Genomic DNA, 18158 nt, shown 5'->3' on the forward strand with positions numbered 1-18158 from the left:
ATCAACCTCAACAGCGGTGCCCTTCGAGACTTCCGCATAGGACTCCCCCGTTGCCGGATTCAACGGACGAAACACCTCCGTCTCCGCAGGCGCCGAAACGCCATCAATGAAAGCCTCAAAACGAGCAAGCATGAAAGTTCTCCTTTGATCAACCAACAAACGGCATGGTCCCGAACCACGCCGAAGTCGGGACAATTCTCCAATAATATATAAAGTATATGACACGTTGCGGGAGGGCGGGCAAGCAGCTGCTAGCCCCGACGACCCGCAAGAAGACACCGCAGCACGCATCCGCCGTCGGCATTTCCCGGGCGGCCCCTCGTCGTGAGCTACGCCAGTGCTCTCGCAGTGCCATCTCGTTCTAAATGCAGCGCCAAGACGCCTCTCCACAGGGGCCTTTAGGTGCCACCGCAAAATGATTTGGCAATCCGAACCCTCTCCAGGCCCAAGACAATCGCAGCCCAAGGGGTGTCGACGTGGCGGGTGTTGCATGAGCATGCTGGGCGCTCGGATACGAGAGGCAGCGGCTCCAAACTAACGTGTGAACGACGTACGACAACGGTGAGTAACTGCGCCCGACCCCAATCCCTCGCGACGGATGACGCAGCTTGTCGCCGAGTCGCGACAGTTCAAGCGACACGGAACATCCCGCGGTTCTAGGACCCTCGTCTTCCATATGGCGGACCGGACTGCTGCGCCCCTCTCTGACTCATTAGCCCGGTTTGTCCCACGATGCTTCGCGCCGAATAAGGCTGCGCACATGGGTGTCGAGTTCGTCGGCCATGTCCGTGCTATTGGGATCGATCAGCCACTGGATCTGCAGACCGTCCATGAGCGCAACGGTGGCTCTGGCCGCCCGTGCTGGTTGCACGTGCTTCTTTAGCAGGCCTCTGGTGGCGCATGCTTCGAAGATCTCCGTCAAGCGCGCCACGATAAAGGCGTACCGCTTGATGTAGTAGTCGTGGGCCGGGTGGCTGGGCGAAACGGCCTCTGATGATGTCTTGGCGTGCAGGGCAATGATGCCTGGCATGGTGGCATTGTGGCGGGCCAACCGGACCAGCCCTCGAAGGGCCTCCACGGGGTCGGACACGTCGAGTGGTGAAACTTCAAATGCGAGATCGTCACGCAGCTCAAGCACCGACGTGAGGAGCGTTCGCTTGTTCGGGAAGTAGTAGGTGAGGGCAGCTTCGGTCACGCCGACCCGCTCGGCGACGTCGCGCAACGACCCGCCTTGATATCCGCTGTCGGCAAACACATTCAGCGCCGCTTCCAGGATCGCCGTGCGCCGAGCCTCGGTCTTTGCGTACGGTCCTCGCTTGCCTGTCATGCCACCTCCGCATTCCTTCGAGCTCGAGTAACCCCAGCTTAGATGACCACCCACCAGAAAATTCTAGTAGTCCTTAGAATTTCATGGACGAAATTCTGGCTGCCACTAGAATTTTAAGATATTGTCGATTCACCGGCCACCGCCGGTCTGTGATCCACACAATGATGAGGCAAAGCGGCCGACATCATTCTTCCGACCGCATGGCCCCATCAGGGGCCTTGCGGCACCGGTACACCCCTTGCTGGACCATGCGCTTATGCGCGTTGTCCGCCACCCAACGTTTTTCTTGCCAGAAAAGGCCCTGCAATGACGCATACCCAGTCCCCAACCCACGACCCGGACGAAACTGCAAGTCTCATCGCCCCTCCACCGGAGCCTGTGAGCAAGCGCTACCTTGTTGCGCTGATCGCCGGTTACCTCCTGTTCTTTGTCGCCCTGCTGGGCCCGGCAATCATCGGCATCGGGGTCAAGGTCCAGACCATTGTGCCCGCGGACCAGAAAGCGGCCGCGCTGGCCCAGGTAGCCACCGCCGGCTCCCTGGCAGCCGTGTTTGCCAACGTGATCTTCGGCCGCATTTCGGACCGCACCACATCACGCTGGGGACGCCGCCGTATCTGGATCGTTTCCGGAACGGCATTGCTCGCGACGGCCTTGCTGGGCATGGCTCTTGCCCCGAGCATCCCTTTCGTCGTCGCGGCTTGGGCCCTTGCCCAGCTCGGCGCCAACGCTGCCCTCTCGCCCCTTATGGCAAGTGTGGCTGACCAGGTACCCTCCACCCAGCGCGGTACCGTGACCGCCGCTCTTGGCATCGCCCTCAACGTCGCCATCATGACAGCCACCTATGTCACCAAGTGGTTCGTGGACAACCTGTTCCTGCTCTTCGTGGGCCCCGCCGTGATTGCCCTCGCCGCGATGATTGTTTATGCCTTCGTGCTGCCTGATCGGCAGCTGGCCACGAAGCCTCCGCGGATGGGTCTGCGTGAACTGATCGGCACCTTCTGGGTCAACCCGGTCAAGCACCGCGACTTCGCCTTCGCCTGGTGGTCCAAGTTCCTCATCACCCTCGCTGCCTTCATGTTCACCACGTTCCGTCTCTTTTTCATGCAGGACAGGATTGGCCTCTCGGTCCAGGACGCGGTAGGAACCATCGCCACCGGCGTACTCATCTACACCTTGGTCCTTATCCCCACTGCCTGGGCCGCGGGCAAGATCTCCGACAAAATCGGCCGCCGGAAGGTCTTCGTGATCGCGGCGAGCGCGATCTTTGCCCTCGGCACGGCAATGCTGTCCGGTGTCACGGACGTCAGCGGCTTCTACCTGGTCGAGGCAATCCTCGGTTTTGCGTATGGCGTGTACGTCGGCGTCGACCTAGCCCTTGTCATGGATGTGCTGCCGGACCCGGAGAATTCCGGCAAGGACCTCGGCGTGTTCAACATCGCCAATGCCCTCCCGCAGACGGCGGCGCCCATGGTCGGCGCCGGCCTCTTGGCCATGGGCAGCGCGGGTTCCGAAAACTACACTGCGCTGCTCCTCACAGCAGGGGCCGCCGCGCTGGTCGGGGCCCTTGCCATCATCCCCATCAAGAAAGTGCGCTAATTCATGGACTCCCTGATCGCCGCCGACCAGACCGAAGGTCTGCTCACCATCCTGGAAGAACTGACCCTTGAGGAGAAAGTTGCCCTCGTCCAAGGCGCGGACTTCTGGTCAACCGTGGCCATTCCCCGGGTGGGACTGCGCTCCATGGTGCTTTCGGACGGTCCGGCCGGCGTCCGGGGACCGAAGTGGGATGAGCGGGATCCTTCGCTGAGCCTGCCCTCGGGCACTGCGATGGCCTCGTCGTGGGATGTGGGCCTTGCCCGCCGCTACGGTGAGGCCTCCGCCTCCGAGGCACGGCGCAAGGGGGTCGACGTCGTCCTGGGACCGACCATCAACCTGCACCGGTCCCCTTTGGGCGGACGGCACTTCGAATGCCTCAGCGAGGATCCGTGGCTGTCCGCGGAACTTGGCGTTGCCTACATCGGCGGCCTGCAGGACAACGGCGTGGCGGCCACCCCAAAGCACTATGTGGCCAACGATTCCGAAACCGAGCGGTTCACCGTGGACGTGCGGGTTTCCGATCGGGCGATGCGCGAGCTGTACCTGTTGCCGTTCGAGCGTGCGGTCGAAGCAGGGGCATGGTCCGTCATGAGTTCCTATAACTCGGTGGACGGCGTCACCATGAGTGAAAACGATCTGTTGGAGACTCCGCTGAACAGCGAATGGGGTTTCGACGGCGTCGTCATTTCGGACTGGACTGCGGTGCGCAGCCTCGGTTCCGTCCCGGCAGCCCAGGACCTGGCTATGCCGGGTCCTGCCCCGGCCTGGTCCGGCCTGGCCGACGCCATCAGCGCCGGCGAGATTCCCGTCGAGGCTTTGGACCGCAAGGTTCTGCGCATGCTTCGGCTAGCCGAACGTGTCGGGGCCCTGGGCGCTCCCGACGCCGCTCCGGCTGTTTCGGAGGCACTGCCTGCCTTGGACGGTCCTGCTTTCGCCCGCGAAGCTGCGATTGCTGGCATGGTTCTGTTGAAGAACGACGGCGAGCTGCCGTGGGCGGCGGATTCCCTGGAGCGGGTGGCAGTGATTGGCCACAACGCCTCCCAGGCCCGTTTCCAGGGCGGCGGCAGCGCGACGGTGCTTCCCGAGAAGGTCACTACCCCTCTGGATGCGATCCATGCGGCCCTTCCCGGGGCCCGTGTTGACTACGAGCTTGGCGCCGTGGTGCAGGAGGGCATCGCTGAGCTGCCCTTGGAGTGGATGAGCAACCCATGCACGGGGCAGCCAGGCCTCACGGTTACGTTCCGCGGCTCCGGCGGCGAGGTGTTGCAGAGCGACGACCGCCGCTCCACGGCACTCGTCTGGTTCGACGGCGATGCTCCCTTCGAGGACGCTGCAAGCCTTGAGCTGCACACCATCCTCACTCCGCACGAGACCAGGACAGTGCACCTGGGCTTCGGCTCACACCTCCACGGCATGGTCGAGGTCAACGGCGTGACCGTGCTGGACCGGCATGGCAGCGTGGCGAACCCCCAGCTGGGTGCATCTTTCTCGTTCCCGCCAATGGCCACCGCACTGGTGGAACTCACGGCCGACGTTCCTGTCGAACTGCGCGTCCACTTCGACCTCGCCTCCGGCCGCAGCCCGCTGGCGAACGCCCTGGGCCTCACGGTCGGCACCGCTCCTGACCCCGGTGCCGACGCCGACGAACTGATCGAGCGCGCCGCGCAGGCGGCCCGCGCGGCCGATGTCGCCGTCGTCGTGGTGGGTACGAACTCCAGTGTCGAATCCGAAGGCCGGGACCGGACGCACCTGCGTCTTCCGGGACGGCAGGACGATCTTGTGGCTGCCGTCGCGGCAGCCAATCCCCGGACCGTGGTGGTGGTCAACTCCGGCGCCCCTGTGCTGCTGCCGTGGCGCGACGATGTCAAGGCGGTGCTGCTGGGCTGGTTCGGCGGCCAGGAACTGGGCCAGGCCGTAGCAGACGTCCTCCTCGGCGAAGCCGAGCCCGGTGGACGCCTGACCACTAGCTGGCCTGCGGCGACTGATGACGTGCCCGTTCTCGAAGTCGTTCCGACCGCTGGCTGCCTCGACTACACCGAAGGGATCCACATCGGCTACCGCGCCTGGCTGCGTACGGGACGGACTCCGGCCTATGCTTTCGGACATGGCCTCGGCTACACGGACTGGACGTTTGAGTCCCTCGAAGTGACCGGGACGGAACAACCGGACCTGCCAGGTGACGTGACCGCACGCATCCGGCTGCGGAACACCGGTGCCCGTGCCGGCAAGCAGGTTGTACAGCTCTACGCTGAGCGTCCCATTTCCGGAATCGAGCGCCCGGAACGCTGGCTCGTCGGATTTGCGGTAGTGCACGCCGAACCGGGCCAATCGCTGACGGTGGATATCCCCGTTGCCGGGCGTCGGCTTGCGCACTGGGACGACGGCTGGGAACTGGAGCCGGGGTCCTTCGTCCTTCGCGCCGGAGCGTCCGTTGCTGATCTTTCCGTGGCCGGCACCCTGTTCGTCCCGGATTCAGCCGGCGTCGAGTTCAACGTAACAGGGAAGACTGCACAGTGAGCGTAAACACGGGCAGCACAGCACCAGCTGTTGTGTCGCCCTTCGCACCCCTCCGCCGCAGGGCCTTCTTCTGGCTCTGGCTGGGCATGGTGGTGGCGAGCATCGGTTCATGGGGGCAAACCGTGGGAGCCCAGTGGCTCTTCGTTCACGACCCGAACGCCGCCACCATCATTCCGCTCGTGCAGACAGCCAGCACTCTGCCGGTGATGCTGCTGGCGCTGCCGGCCGGCGTGCTTGCCGATGCGTTCGACCGGCGCTGGCTCATGATCGGCGTGCAGGCCTACTTCGTCGTGGTGGCATCGCTCCTTGCTGTCCTTACCGCCCTCGGCCTCGGACAAGTGCGCCGGCATCTCTCAAGCAATGGGTTACTGCTCGCCTCCGGCCTTGCCTACGCGGTGGCGCTCGGCATCCTTGCTCTCACGGGCCAGTGTGTGGCTGGCCGTGCCGTTGCTGCTGATCTGCGGCTTTGGCTGGACGGCCACCGTATCCACGGTGATCTCCGAACTGCAGCTCTTCCTGCCCGGCTGGGTGCGTGGCAGGGCAATCGCAATCTACATCACGGTATTTCTTGGCTCCCAGGCCCTGGCATCACCCATCTGGGGCCTGATCACACAGACCGCCGGGCTGCAGACCGCCCTCCTCTCGGCGGCGGCATTGGTGGCTGTGGCCGCCGTCGCCGGCCTTGCCCTGAAGGTGCCCGAAAGCCAGCACCTGGACCGTACGCCGCTCGAGGCCTGGGGTATGCCGTCTTTGGCTGTCGAACCGGATCCAGCCGCCGGTCCGGTACTGATCTCGACCGAATACGACGTCGCGGACGAGGACGAAGAAGCGTTTCTGTCCGCCATGGAGAACGTGCGCCGCTCACGGCTGCGAAGCGGCGCTTCCCGCTGGAACCTCTACCGGGTGGGCGAAGCACCGGAACTGTTCCTTGAACAGTTCGAGGTCCCCACTTGGCGCGAACACCAGAGCCAGCACGAAGGCCGGCTTACCCCGGAGGACAAAGCTGCGGAGGACGTGGCGTTTGCCCACGTCGTCGGCACGGCGCGAACGCAGCATCTGCTCCCGCCATCGACCAAGCGTGGGTCGTGAGCTGCGTCAAAGCGGAATTCCGGGCACCTCTCTTACAGCTGCTTAGCCGTGCTTCACGCCTGCTTGAGTGATTCCGCCCCTGCCGCCCAGGACGCGAGGAAGCGCAGCGCCTCATGGGTGGAAGTGTCCGGAGCTGCCGTCCAAATGACCAGTTGTTGCTCTGCGTCGGTCGTGGCGATGAGGGTGTCCCAGTCAAGGACAAGGTCACCCGCTGTGGGGTGACGCAGCGTCTTCGTGCCGGTGGTCAGGCTGGCGACATTGTGCGCTGCCCACCACTGCCTGAACTGGGGGTCCTGGACGGACAGTTCGCCGACGAGCACCGCCAGCCGGGTGTCGTCCGGGTACTTGGCGGCTTCCATGCGGAGCTGCGCGACGGCGGTCCGGGCCACAGACTCCCAGTCAACATACAGCGCCTTCATCGCCGGGTCAGTGAACAGGATGCGGACATAGTTGCGGTGCTTCTCCGGCACCTCGGAGAAATTGGTGATCATCGCCGCCGCCAACCGGTTCCAGGCGATGACGTCCATGCGCCGGCCCATCACGATCGCCGGCACTGTGCTGAGGTCATCCAGGAGGCGCCGGAGTTGCGGCTGAACCTTTTGCCTGAGCTGACGGGGCGCCCGTTTTGAGGTCTTTCCAGCGAGGCTGAACAGGTAGCTGCGCTGATCCTCACTGAGTTGGAGCACTTCTGCGAGGGTGCCCAGGACGGGCGCTGAGACCTGGATGCGGCCCTGTTCAACCCGCGTGTAGTAATCGGGACTGATGGATGCCAGGAGAGCCACTTCTTCCCGCCGCAGCCCGGCAACTCGCCGGGGTCCCGCGGTTTCCGACAGCCCGACGTCGCGCGGGGTCAGCTCGGCGCGCCGGGTCTTGAGAAACTCGCCCAGCTGGTTCATCTGCGTACTTCGACTCATGGCACCAGTGTCCCACCCGTGGCATGGCCCGTGAGGGGGAGGAATTTGTCCCAGGATGTTTTCCTCCTCTTTGCAGCTTCGGGCATGCGCGTGAAGATCAAAGAAGAGGGTGGCCGGAAGGTCGGCCCAACACCAGTCAAAAGGAGAACATCCAGATGAGCAAAGTCATCATGATCACCGGTGCAGGCCGCGGCCTCGGCACGGACATCGTCCGGGAGGCCCTCGCGGCCGGGCACCAGGTGGTTGCCACAGGACGCCGTCCCCACCAAGTCCGGCAGGTCCTCGGCGAAAACGACAATCTGCTGGTCACGACGCTGGACATCACGCGGCCGGAAGAGGCTGAGGCAGCCGTCGAAGCCGCTGTGGCCAGGTTCGGCCGGATGGATGTGCTGATCAACAATGCGGCCACCTTCCAGGCAGGCTACTTTGAAGAGATCTCCGCTGAGGCAATGCGCGGCCAGATCGAATCAAACCTGATCGGCCCCATGAACGTCACCCGCGCGGTCTTGCCGGTGATGCGCCGCCAGCGTTCCGGACACGTCGTCTCGATCTCCTCGATCGCAGGGTTGCTCGGCCAGGAGTTCTGCGTTGCCTACGCCGCCTCGAAGTTCGGTGTGGAGGGCTGGATGGAATCCCTGCGTTTCGACCTCGAGCCCTTCGGCATCCGCACCACGATCGTGGAGCCCGGCTTCTTCCGCACCGAATTGCTCGAAGAGGCCTCGACCAGCTGGGCCGACCTGTCGATCGAGGATTACGCCGAGCGCACCGCCCAGACTAAAGCAGCCTGGCAGTCGATGAACGGCCAGCAGTCCGGCGACCCGGTCAAGCTCGCCCGAGCCATCCTCGCAGTCACGGAATTGGCCGAGCCGCCGCTGCGCTTCGTCGCCGGTGATGACGCCATTCCCACGGCCATCGCCAAAGGCAAGGAACTTTCGGCGCAGGCAGAGGCCTCGAAGGAACTCGGCCTCGACCTCGCGCACGCCAGCAACTAAGAAGCGAAGGAGAACACGTTGGAATTCATCGCACCCAAGCCCACCGGCAAGGGACCCGCCGACTGGTTCACGGGCGACGTCTGGTTCGATGTCATCTACTCCGGCCAGGAGCCTTCCCGGGCACGGACGAACATGGTCCGCTTCGCCCCCGGCGCCCGCACTTTCTGGCACCACCACGTGCTCGGCCAGACCCTACATGTCGTCTCCGGCGCCGCACTGGTCGGTACCCGTGACGGCGTGGTGTTCGAGGCCCACCCGGGCGAGACGGTCACCTGCCCTCCTGGCGAGGAGCACTGGCACGGTGCCGTCCCGGACCGCTTCATGGAACACCTCGCCATCTGGGAAGGAGGCGGCCAGGGCACCGCGGAAACCACCTGGCTGGAAGAGGTCACCGAGGAGCAGTACCAGGCTCCCCGCACCCGCCGCATCTGAACAGAAACCCAACGTATTTCCCGAGGAGACAACACAGCTATGGCAGACACGATGCGTGCGCTCATTTCAGGGCGTGGACCGGAATGGGTTCTGGATGAGGTGCCCGTCCCGCAGCCAGGACCGGGTGAGGTACTGATCCGCAACCTCGCCGCGGCGACAAACAATGCCGATCTGCCGATGCTCGCGGAATCCGATCCGACGAACGGCGGGCACGGCAAGGAGTTCATCGCAGGGTTCGAATACGCCGGCGATGTCGTTGGGCTCGGTGAGGGCGTGGACACCTGGCGCGTTGGTGACCTGGTGATGGGGTCCACCCCGCGGTCCTTTGCCGACTACGTCATCGCCGATCACCGTTTCGTGCTGCCTCGACCCGAGGGGCTCGCCCCTGAAATCGCGTGCGCCCTGCCTACCGGGCTGCTCACCGAACACGGAGCGCTCACCGCCGCCGGGTTTACCGCAGGGCAGAGCGTGCTGATAACCGGGGCATCGACCGGCATTGGCCTCATCGGTGCCCAGTTGGCAAAAGCCTTGGGTGCGGCCCGGGTGATCGGCACCACGCGGAAGACGGATAAGCGAGAGCTACTCGTCGGCGTCGGCGTCGATACGGTGATTGTGACGGATGAGCAGGAGCTGAGCGAGGCGGTCCTGGCCGCGACCGAGGGGGCGGGCGCCGACGTCGTCCTCGACCATGTCGCCGGGGAGACCTTCGCGCAGTGCCTGCCCGCCACGAAGGTGGATGGGCACGTCGTCAACATCGGCCGGCTGGCGGGTCCGGCGTCGACGATCAACCTCGACCAGCTGTCCTACCGTCACCTCACCGTCCACGGCGTGTCCTTCGGTTTCACCCGTGACTGGGAGATGGCTGCGGTTATTGCGGGACTACTGCCCGAGGTCATCCCCGCCGTGGCCCGCGGTGAGATCCGTCCCGTGATCGACCAGACCGTGGACATCGCCGACTTCCAGCAGGCCGCGGAGCGGCTTCGTTCCGGCGAGGCCGCGGGCAAGATCGTCCTTACGCTCGCCTCGGCGTGAGAATGCCGGCCCATTTTCGCGGCGCGGCGGCGTTGCTTGCGTGCCTGCTGTTCGCTCTGACAGCGTGCACCTCCTCCAGGGCCCCGGCTCCGGACGAGGCCCCGGCCCCGGCCTCCACCCGGGAGGAAACACAAATCGCTTCGCAGGAGGAAACACCCATGCCTGAAAACGTCGACGGCGTCGCGCTGAGACTGACGGTGAACGGCACCGCCGTGGAAGCCAGCATGGTGGACAACGCCACGGCCCGTGAGTTCTGCACCCTGCTTCCGCTGACAATCCGCATGTCCGACATGCTCGGACGCGAGGCCTATGGCAGCGGACTCCCGGCGGTCCTGACAGCCGAGGCTCCCCGCCGCACGGACTACAAGGCGGGTGAACTCGTCTACTGGCCCCCGACGAACGGGATTGCTGTCTACTACAAGGTCGCCGGGAGCCCAGTGCCGGAACCGGGGCTGATCCCTCTGGGCCGGATCACCAGGGGCCTTGAAGCATTTCAGCTGACTGGCGGCGCCGCGGACGTCACGATCGACGTCGCGGAATGACCCCCTGAAGCCCCTACGACCCACATGGCGATCGCCGAAACCGTCGACGGCAGCGACGTGGATTGGATGGATGACGTCACCAACGAGCAGCATCTGAATGAGGAGAACTGACATGAAGCGCCCTTCCCGGAAATGCGCAGCCCTTGTAAGTGGAGCGATCACCTCGGCGCTGATCCTGGCCGGCTGCAGCAGCAGCCAAGCAACGCCGCGAACCAACCAGGTCAAGGACGTCTCGCCCGCGTTGTCCCGGTACGACAGCGACAACGTGCAGAGGTTGTGGGACGACAACGCCATCTCGAAGCGAGATCGTGGCCTGGTCACGGTGGCTACTCTCGTATCCAGCGGTCAGAGCGCCGAGCTCGGCCACTACGTTGACAGGGCCCTCAACGACGGCGTCACTCCCGCCGAAATTTCGGAGATAATCACCCACCTGGCCTTCTACACCGGCTGGCAGAACGCGATGGAAGCGGTTCCTGTCGTAGCGGACGTGTTTGAGGACCACGATATTGATGCCTCCGAGCTTCCGGATGCCACATCCGAACTGCTTCCACAGGACGAAGAGGCAGAGGCGGCCCGGGCGAAAACGGTCCAGGAACAGTACGGCGGCGCCTCCCAAGGGGTGGTGGATGCCACCGGTGAGGTGCTGTTCAACGACTTGTGGCTCCGGCCCGGCCTGGAGCCGCGTGACAGAAGCCTGGTCACGGTCGTCGCGTTGATTGCCACTGCCCAGTCCGAGCAGATTACCTTCCATCTCGGCCGCGCCATGGACAACGGACTAACTCGCCCGGAGGTTGACGCGGTGCTGCACCACGCCATCTATTTCACGGGCTGGCCCAAGGTGTACACCGCCATGCCCGTGGTCAAGAAGGTGCTGAAATCACGGCCGTGAACACCCCTGCCCATCAGGCAAAGCCCACAACTTACCAAATAAAGGAGAAAGATCTTGGAAAATCTTGTAGCAGGGAAGACTGCAATCATCACCGGTGCCAGTAAGGGCATCGGGAAAGCCACGGCCGAACTCTTCGCCAGGGAGGGTGCCAACGTCGTACTGACTGCGCGTCATCAGGCGGACCTCGACGAGGTGGTCGAAGCCATCACCAGCCAGGGTGGCCGCGCTGTCGGGATCGTAGCCGACTCGGCCGACCCGAAAGCTCCGAAGGAGGTGTTCGCCAAGGCCATCGAGACTTTCGGCCAAGTGGACATCATGGTCAACAACGCCGGCTACGGAGACATGTTCGCGATCGAGGAGACAACAGACGAGCATTTCGACATGGTCGTCCAGATCAACTTCGCCGGCGTATTCCGCTATTGCCGCGAGGCGGTCAAGCACTTCCTGTCCCGCAACGAAGGCGTGATCGTCAACGTCACTTCGGTCAATGGTGAGCTGCCGATCTGCGGCGTGGCCTACACCTCGACCAAGGGCGCGGTGAATACGATGACGAAGAACATCGCCATCCGTTTCTCCGGGACTGGCATCCGCTGCAACGCTGTGGCTCCTGGCGTCACAGATACGCCGATGGCCAAGGCGTGGGCAGCTGGCGAACTGGCCGGCGGCGACACGATGCTCGCGTACTCGGACATCTACACGAACACCACTCTGCCGCCGACGCAGCCGATCGATCAGGCCAACGCGATTCTGTACCTGGCGAGCGACATGAGCACCGGAGTCACCGGCCGCGTCCTCACCGTGGACAACGGCGCCTTCATGTGACCGTTGCCGGCCCGATAAGTCATTTGGGCATCTGCGAAACGATCCGCAATGAAAGGAATACCGAAATGAGCGGACTGCTCAACGGAAAAGTCGCCGTCGTAACGGGTGGCATCAGTGGCATTGGTCTTGCGAGTGCCGAACGATTCTTGGCCGAGGGTGCCAAGGTTATTGTTGCCGACATCCGTGACGACGAAGGACGCCGGACGGCTGAGCTCCTGGGCGAGAATGCTGCTTTCGTCCACGCCGATGTCACCACCGAAGCTTCGATCGAAGACCTCGTGGCCCGGACCGTGAATCGCTTCGGACGGCTCGATGTCTTCTTCAACAATGCAGGAACCACCGGGTCCTCGGCTTCGGTCACAGACCTGACCGAGGAAGGATTCAATGCCACGATCTCGGTCGACACGAGCTCGGTGGTGTTCGGCCATAAGCACGCTGCCCGGCAGTTTATCCGCCAGGGCGGTGGCGGTTCGATCATCACTACAGCGAGCGTCGCCGGCCTCCAGGGCGGCTGGTCTTCGGTCAGCTACAGCACCGCCAAGCACGCAGTAATCGGTACGATCCGCCACGCAGCGATGGAGCTGTCGCCGCACGGCATCCGCACGAATGCGATCGCACCGGGGGTGATCATGACACCGCTGATCGCGAAGGCCTTCGGCGTCCCCGCCGAGCAGGGCGGGGAGCTGGCGCGTTTCCTCGACGACGAGCTCGGGGCGCGGCAGGCTCTAGGCCGCTACGGCACCGTGAACGACATCGCGAACGCGGCCCTGTTCCTAGCCAGCGATCTGTCCAGCTACATCAGCGGCACCGTCATCCCGGTCGACGGCGGCATCTCGTCGTACACGCTGGCCACGAGCGACACCGACATCGCCGCTGCAGCGGCTGCGTTTGTCCAGCGCTGAACGCTAGCATTCGACGAACCATCCAGCAGAGCGGGTGCACTGTTCGTGATGGTTCCTGAAGCAGATTCAAGGAAGGAAGCACGCCATGAGCCAGATTGACCGGCGCTCCGTGCTCAGCAGAGCAGTTCTCCTGAGCGTCAGCACGGCCTGCACTCTTGCGATGACCGCCTGCGCCGACGACCCCGCCTCTCCACGCCCAGAACCAGCGCCCGAGACAGGGCCCGAGGGTACGAGCCCGCCGCGTACTGTGATCGTCTACTTTTCCCGCCCAGGGGAAAACTACTGGTATGGCGACCGGAAAGACCTTGAGGTGGGCAACACGCAGGTCGTAGCCGAGTCGATCGCCGAGCTGATCGACGCCGACATATTCCAGATCGGCGCCGCGGAGCCGTACCCGCATGACTACGACGAGACCGTCGAACGGAACAGGGAAGAACAACAAACAGATGCCCGCCCAGAGATTGCCAGCGGCGTTCCCGACCTCAGCGAATACGATTCAATCATCCTCGGCTGCCCTGTCTGGAACACCCGCATCCCGACGATCGTCCGAACCCTGCTGGACGGCGCCGACCTGACCGGAAAAACGATCTACCCATTCGTCACCTTCGCGATCGCTGAAGGCCGAGTCTTCAATGACTATGCCGAACTGTATCCGGCAGCAACCATCAAGGTAGGTCTCGCGGTCCAAGGGGAAGAAGCTGCCGACGCCGGCACGCAGATCGCGGCGTGGGTCGCCGAGCTGGGACTCGCGTCCCGATGACGCGCCCTCCGCGGGGCGGGAACGGATGAACCCCTGCCCGCCACACGGATTCCTGGGTTTCAACAGAGTTTCAAAGAGTTACTGGAGAACACCATGCCAACGAAAACTGCACGCATAAACCACGATCAACTTTTCCCCGGCCAGGTTTCTATACTGACCCAGACCGACCCGGAGCTGATCGAGTACTTCAACAACTTCACCTTCGACGAGGTCCAGAGCCACGGCACCCTCAACTCCCGCACCCGGCTGATGACTCAACTGGCAGCCATGATCGCCTGCCAGGGGCTCAGCCAGTACAAGGCCACGGTCGTGGCCGCACTGACTGCCGCAGTGACGCCGGTCGAGGTGAAGGAGATCGTCTATCAGGCCGTGCCATACGTCGGCATGGCGAAGGCCTTCGACTTCCTCCACGCCACCAACGAGGTGCTGTCATCCCGCGGTGTCGCGCTGCCGCTGCCGGGCCAGTCAACCACCACACCCGAGACTCGGATGGCCGAAGGGCTCGCGGTGCAGAAGCGCGTGGTCGGCGACGAGGCGGTCGTGGCGATGTACACAAAAGCCCCCAACGACGAGCAGCACATCCAGCGCTACCTCTCGGGCAACTGCTTTGGCGATCACCTCACCCGCACCGGAATCGACGTGCCCACCCGGGAGCTACTCACCTTCGCGATGCTAGTCGCCCTCGGGGGCTGCGAACCGCAGGTCGCCGGCCACATCCGCGGCAATCTCAACGTGGGCAACGACCGCGCCACACTTCTCGACGTGATCACCCACCTCATTCCGTACATCGGCTACCCTCGCGCCCTCAACGGGCTCCGGACCCTCGACGAGATAACCCGACCCGAGGACAATGAATGATCGGAAGCGCATGGTTCCGGCCCAAACTCCTGAGGAAATGTGCCTTTACGGGACGGCCGATGACAAGATTCCCAAAATGATGGACCAGTCCGATGGCCCGGACGCCGTGGAGGATGCCGCCAACTGGGCCGCGACCACCACCAGCGAACTCCCCGCTACCGCTTCGCTTGATTGACGCGCTGACAGCCACACTCCAACACCGCAGTCATAACGGTGCATCACTTCCCGCTTCCTATGGCCGCCATCGGAGGTAGGTCAACCAAACGGTCGAGCACCTTGAAATGTTGGGAACCGATGCGATAGCAGGCGGCGGTTCGCAAGGGGTTGCGCTGCGGGGCCCTCATCCTGCTCACGAGGAGGGTCCCGGGATACTTGAAAATTCTTCGACAATCCCGACGGCTGGTGCTCCAGGCGCGTGTTGTTCAATAACGGTCTAAGACCTTGTGTATATTTTATATGGAAGATAAAATAGCATTCTGGCGGTCCAGGTAGGCGTCCAGGTAGGCGCAGAGTTGTCTTGGACCGCAGGAGTGAAGGTGGATGTTCCGCCGCGGGGGTCTCTGAGCCCTTCAAGAGGATGTATTGGCTAGGAAACTTATGAACCGGACAATGTTCAAGTCGAAAATCCACCGGGCGACCGTCACGCATGCTGACGTGCACTACGTCGGTTCCGTCACCGTGGACCAGGACCTGCTGGAGGCGGCCGACATCCTGCCTGGAGAGCTCGTTGCCATCGTCGACGTCACCAACGGCGCACGCCTGGAGACCTACACCATTGCCGGTGAACGCGGCTCCGGCGTCATCGGGATCAACGGCCCGGCCGCACATCTGGTCCATGAGAACGACATCGTCATCCTCATCACTTACGCGGTCATGAGCACGGATGAAGCCATGGCCTACGACCCGAAAGTAGTCCATGTGGACCAGGACAACAGGATCGTCCGGCTCGGCAACGACCCGGCCGAAAGCATCACCCCCGGGCTGATGCGTCCGCCGTTCGCGATGAACAACTCCTCGGTGAACTAAAGCCATGGCCATGACCAGCAGCCCTGGCTCAATCACACCCGCCGAAGTTCCCGCTCCCTATGGAAACGGCCCCTCCGGTGCAGGTCTTCCGGGGTCGGATCCGACAGAGAAGCCGGCCGGCAGAATCCGGATCCATCACCTGCAGCAGGCCAAGGACAATGGTGAGCATTTCGCCATGCTCACCGCCTATGAACAGTACACCGCTGAGATCTTCGACCAGGCGGGCATAGAGGTGCTCCTCGTCGGCGATTCTGCGTCCAACAACGTGTTCGGCAATGAAACCAGCCTGCCAGTCACGGTGGAGGAATTGCTTCCGCTGTGCCGGGCTGTTGCACGTTCGGCAAAGCGCGCCCTCGTGGTCGCCGACCTGCCATTCGGCAGTTACGAGATGTCCGCGCAACAGGCGGTGGCCACGGGTGTCCGTTTCCTGAAGGGGGGCCTAGCGCACGCGGTGAAGATCGAAGGCGGCACCTTCTACACAGAAACCGTGAGGGCAATGGTCCAGGCCGGCATTCCGGTTCTGGCGCACATCGGCTTCACTCCGCAAAGCGAGCATTCCCTCGGCGGCTACCGCGTCCAGGGTCGGGGGAATGACGCCCAGCGGCTGATCGACGACGCCCTGGCCCTGTCGGAAGCGGGCGCCTTCGGCGTCCTCATGGAAATGGTCCCTGCCGAAACGGCGGCGGCCATCGATGCGGCTATCCGCGTACCGACAATCGGCATCGGCGCCGGGAGCAGGACCACCGGCCAGGTTCTCGTCTGGCAGGACATGGCCGGCCTGCGCGGCGGCAAAATGGCCAAATTCGTCAAGCAGTATGCAGACCTCCGCACCACACTTGCCGGGGCCGCTAAGGCTTACGGCGAGGAGGTCCGTGCAGGACAGTTCCCCGGTCCCGAGCACTCCTTCTAGCCGGTGCCTCTGTCGCCTGTACGCTTCTGTCACTTTGTACCCTGCCCATTCCGTCGGAGGTATCCGGACCGCGATGGTCAGGTTTCGCGAAAGCCAAGGAGGCAAGGGATGGCCATTACCCACTTCGACCGAGGCAAACGCAACGGTCATGAGCAATCGGATTTTACCGTGCCCCCAACACAAAACAGCCCAAGGCGCCACACCAGCAGCGGCACGATACGGCTGCGCGCCTGGATCAGCCTACGTTCTCGACCGTGGGCCTCCCTTGCCGCTGCCATTAGCTGCGCGAGGGCCGCTTACGCAGAGTACGCGCAATCGTACGTGGACCTGGTTTCAAGTCAGATTCTGCGACCTATGCAGAAATCTTTACCTGACCAACCGACTGAACAGAAGTGATTGCCGCGATGACGATTCGGGCCCGTGCTTCCTGCCCTCCCCCGCGGCACACTCTCTGCCAGAGCCAAGCCCCCCCATCCTCAATTAGCAGTCCACTTTGAGAAACCTCCGCACCGCTATTCCGGCAATCGCAGGTCCTTCAGGACAACTTCATTCTCGGGGCGGGCGGCCGCCAAGAAGAATGCGTTCAACCTCGTGTTCTCAAAATGCCATGCAACCGGCGAAGCCCACGAACGCAGAAGGGCCTCGTTCAGATACTTCTGAACGAGGCCCTTCTGCAGGTTTTGACTCCGCGGATGAGGTGCGCCCGACCGAATTGAACCGGCCGGGCGCGGGCAACTTTGCGTCGCCAGGTGGTCGTCTGATTAGGTGGCTGAACTTTCAGCCGACTGTCGACCTTCAAGTTCGCGGTCCCGGGCGGCCTGGGCCACCGTCGAACGCCTGGGAAACACACCTACCGGCTCTACGCGATCCTGGACGTGTTCTCCCGCAGAGTCGTCGGGCACCGCGTCGAACACACCGAATCGGCCGCCCTCGCCGCCGCACTGATCACGGGCGCGGTCACCAAGAACCAGCGGCGCCCTGCCGTGCTCCACGCCGACAACGGCGCACCCATGCGGGCCGGCAGCACCCTCCAGCTTGCCCAGTCCCTGGGCATCACACTGTCCTACTCCCGCCCACGGGTCTCCGACGACAACCCCTACTCAGAATCCCTGTTCAAAACAGTGAAATACGACCTGGACTTTCCCCGCCGATTCCAGGACCTCCAGCACGCCCGCGACTACATGGCGGCATTCTTCGCTGACTACAACGCCAACCACCGCCACAGCGGCCTGAACTACTACACGCCCGACACCGTCCACGAAGGACGAGCCGACCAGACACGCCGACGCCGCCAAGCAACCCTCAACGCCTGCCCCGCCCGACATCCCCACCGCTACCGAAACAAACCCACCGCACCAGCCGCCCCGGCCCACGCCGGCATCAACCACAAAACCAACCAGCTGTCACAAACAGCTTTGATATATACCGAATCCGGCCCGATCCGACCCCAGTACGAGGGAGTGTCCGTTTAACGGTTGATCCACGGTTGGCATTTAGTTGATTCTTCCGTCGAAGGTGATGGCGAAGGCATTCAGTGCCGGCTTCCACCT

General features: G+C 63.5%; 18 protein-coding genes and 1 pseudogene. 17 read left to right on the plus strand and 2 right to left on the minus strand.

Annotation, left to right across the window (positions count from 1 at the left end; translation table 11 throughout):
* Positions 1-712: 712 nt before the first annotated feature.
* Positions 713-1327, minus strand: a complete 615-nt coding sequence (locus AB0N24_RS26555; RefSeq protein WP_364131328.1) for a TetR/AcrR family transcriptional regulator — start codon at positions 1325-1327, stop codon at positions 713-715.
* Between the two features lie 306 nt (positions 1328-1633).
* Between AB0N24_RS26555 and AB0N24_RS26560 the strand changes: the two genes are divergently transcribed.
* The 4 genes and pseudogenes from AB0N24_RS26560 (at position 1634) to AB0N24_RS26575 (ending at position 6529) form a co-directional block, all read left to right on the plus strand.
* Complete coding sequence (locus AB0N24_RS26560; RefSeq protein ID WP_364131331.1) at positions 1634-2923, plus strand: MFS transporter; 1290 nt, start codon at positions 1634-1636, stop codon at positions 2921-2923.
* Between the two features lie 3 nt (positions 2924-2926).
* Positions 2927-5440: a glycoside hydrolase family 3 C-terminal domain-containing protein gene (locus AB0N24_RS26565; RefSeq protein WP_364131334.1), complete on the plus strand. Its 2514-nt coding sequence runs from the start codon at positions 2927-2929 to the stop codon at positions 5438-5440.
* A gap of 86 nt (positions 5441-5526) precedes the next feature.
* A pseudogene (locus AB0N24_RS26570) lies at positions 5527-5769 on the plus strand (MFS transporter); the annotation flags it as partial.
* Positions 5770-5824: 55 nt separating this feature from the next.
* On the plus strand, positions 5825-6529 hold the full coding sequence (locus AB0N24_RS26575) for an MFS transporter (RefSeq protein ID WP_364131338.1): 705 nt from the start codon (positions 5825-5827) through the stop codon (positions 6527-6529).
* 53 nt (positions 6530-6582) lie between these two features.
* On the opposite strand, the gene AB0N24_RS26580 is transcribed toward AB0N24_RS26575, so the two are convergent.
* A complete protein-coding gene (locus tag AB0N24_RS26580; RefSeq protein WP_364131341.1) occupies positions 6583-7443 on the minus strand; it encodes a helix-turn-helix transcriptional regulator in 861 nt (286 codons plus the stop codon).
* Between the two features lie 155 nt (positions 7444-7598).
* On the opposite strand from AB0N24_RS26580, the gene AB0N24_RS26585 reads away from it, so the two are divergent.
* The 13 genes from AB0N24_RS26585 (at position 7599) to AB0N24_RS26645 (ending at position 18080) form a co-directional block, all read left to right on the plus strand.
* On the plus strand, positions 7599-8435 hold the full coding sequence (locus tag AB0N24_RS26585; RefSeq protein WP_364131343.1) for an SDR family oxidoreductase: 837 nt from the start codon (positions 7599-7601) through the stop codon (positions 8433-8435).
* 18 nt (positions 8436-8453) lie between these two features.
* Complete coding sequence (locus AB0N24_RS26590; protein WP_364131345.1) at positions 8454-8867, plus strand: cupin domain-containing protein; 414 nt, start codon at positions 8454-8456, stop codon at positions 8865-8867.
* Positions 8868-8906: 39 nt separating this feature from the next.
* A complete protein-coding gene (locus tag AB0N24_RS26595; protein WP_364131348.1) occupies positions 8907-9899 on the plus strand; it encodes a zinc-binding dehydrogenase in 993 nt (330 codons plus the stop codon).
* 158 nt (positions 9900-10057) lie between these two features.
* Positions 10058-10441: a cyclophilin-like fold protein gene (locus tag AB0N24_RS26600; protein WP_364131351.1), complete on the plus strand. Its 384-nt coding sequence runs from the start codon at positions 10058-10060 to the stop codon at positions 10439-10441.
* A gap of 112 nt (positions 10442-10553) precedes the next feature.
* On the plus strand, positions 10554-11330 hold the full coding sequence (locus tag AB0N24_RS26605; RefSeq protein WP_364131354.1) for a carboxymuconolactone decarboxylase family protein: 777 nt from the start codon (positions 10554-10556) through the stop codon (positions 11328-11330).
* Between the two features lie 54 nt (positions 11331-11384).
* Positions 11385-12152, plus strand: a complete 768-nt coding sequence (locus AB0N24_RS26610) for an SDR family oxidoreductase (protein ID WP_364131357.1) — start codon at positions 11385-11387, stop codon at positions 12150-12152.
* A gap of 65 nt (positions 12153-12217) precedes the next feature.
* Positions 12218-13054, plus strand: coding sequence for an SDR family oxidoreductase (locus AB0N24_RS26615; RefSeq protein ID WP_364131360.1), 837 nt, complete (start codon positions 12218-12220; stop codon positions 13052-13054).
* 85 nt (positions 13055-13139) lie between these two features.
* Positions 13140-13814 (plus strand): flavodoxin, encoded by a 675-nt coding sequence (locus AB0N24_RS26620; protein ID WP_364131362.1) that lies wholly within the window; start codon positions 13140-13142, stop codon positions 13812-13814.
* Between the two features lie 93 nt (positions 13815-13907).
* Positions 13908-14672, plus strand: a complete 765-nt coding sequence (locus tag AB0N24_RS26625) for a carboxymuconolactone decarboxylase family protein (RefSeq protein WP_364131365.1) — start codon at positions 13908-13910, stop codon at positions 14670-14672.
* Between the two features lie 10 nt (positions 14673-14682).
* Positions 14683-14847 carry a hypothetical protein gene (locus tag AB0N24_RS26630; RefSeq protein WP_364131368.1) on the plus strand — a complete coding sequence of 55 codons (165 nt, stop codon included), beginning with the start codon at positions 14683-14685 and terminating at the stop codon, positions 14845-14847.
* 422 nt (positions 14848-15269) lie between these two features.
* Positions 15270-15698, plus strand: a complete 429-nt coding sequence (panD, locus tag AB0N24_RS26635) for an aspartate 1-decarboxylase (protein ID WP_364131371.1) — start codon at positions 15270-15272, stop codon at positions 15696-15698.
* A gap of 4 nt (positions 15699-15702) precedes the next feature.
* A complete protein-coding gene (gene panB / locus AB0N24_RS26640; RefSeq protein WP_364131374.1) occupies positions 15703-16608 on the plus strand; it encodes a 3-methyl-2-oxobutanoate hydroxymethyltransferase in 906 nt (301 codons plus the stop codon).
* Positions 16609-17426: 818 nt separating this feature from the next.
* Complete coding sequence (locus AB0N24_RS26645; protein ID WP_364131377.1) at positions 17427-18080, plus strand: integrase core domain-containing protein; 654 nt, start codon at positions 17427-17429, stop codon at positions 18078-18080.
* Positions 18081-18158: the final 78 nt, after the last annotated feature.

The sequence above is a fragment of the Arthrobacter sp. NPDC093128 genome (assembly GCF_040683875.1).
Lineage (GTDB): Bacteria > Actinomycetota > Actinomycetes > Actinomycetales > Micrococcaceae > Arthrobacter.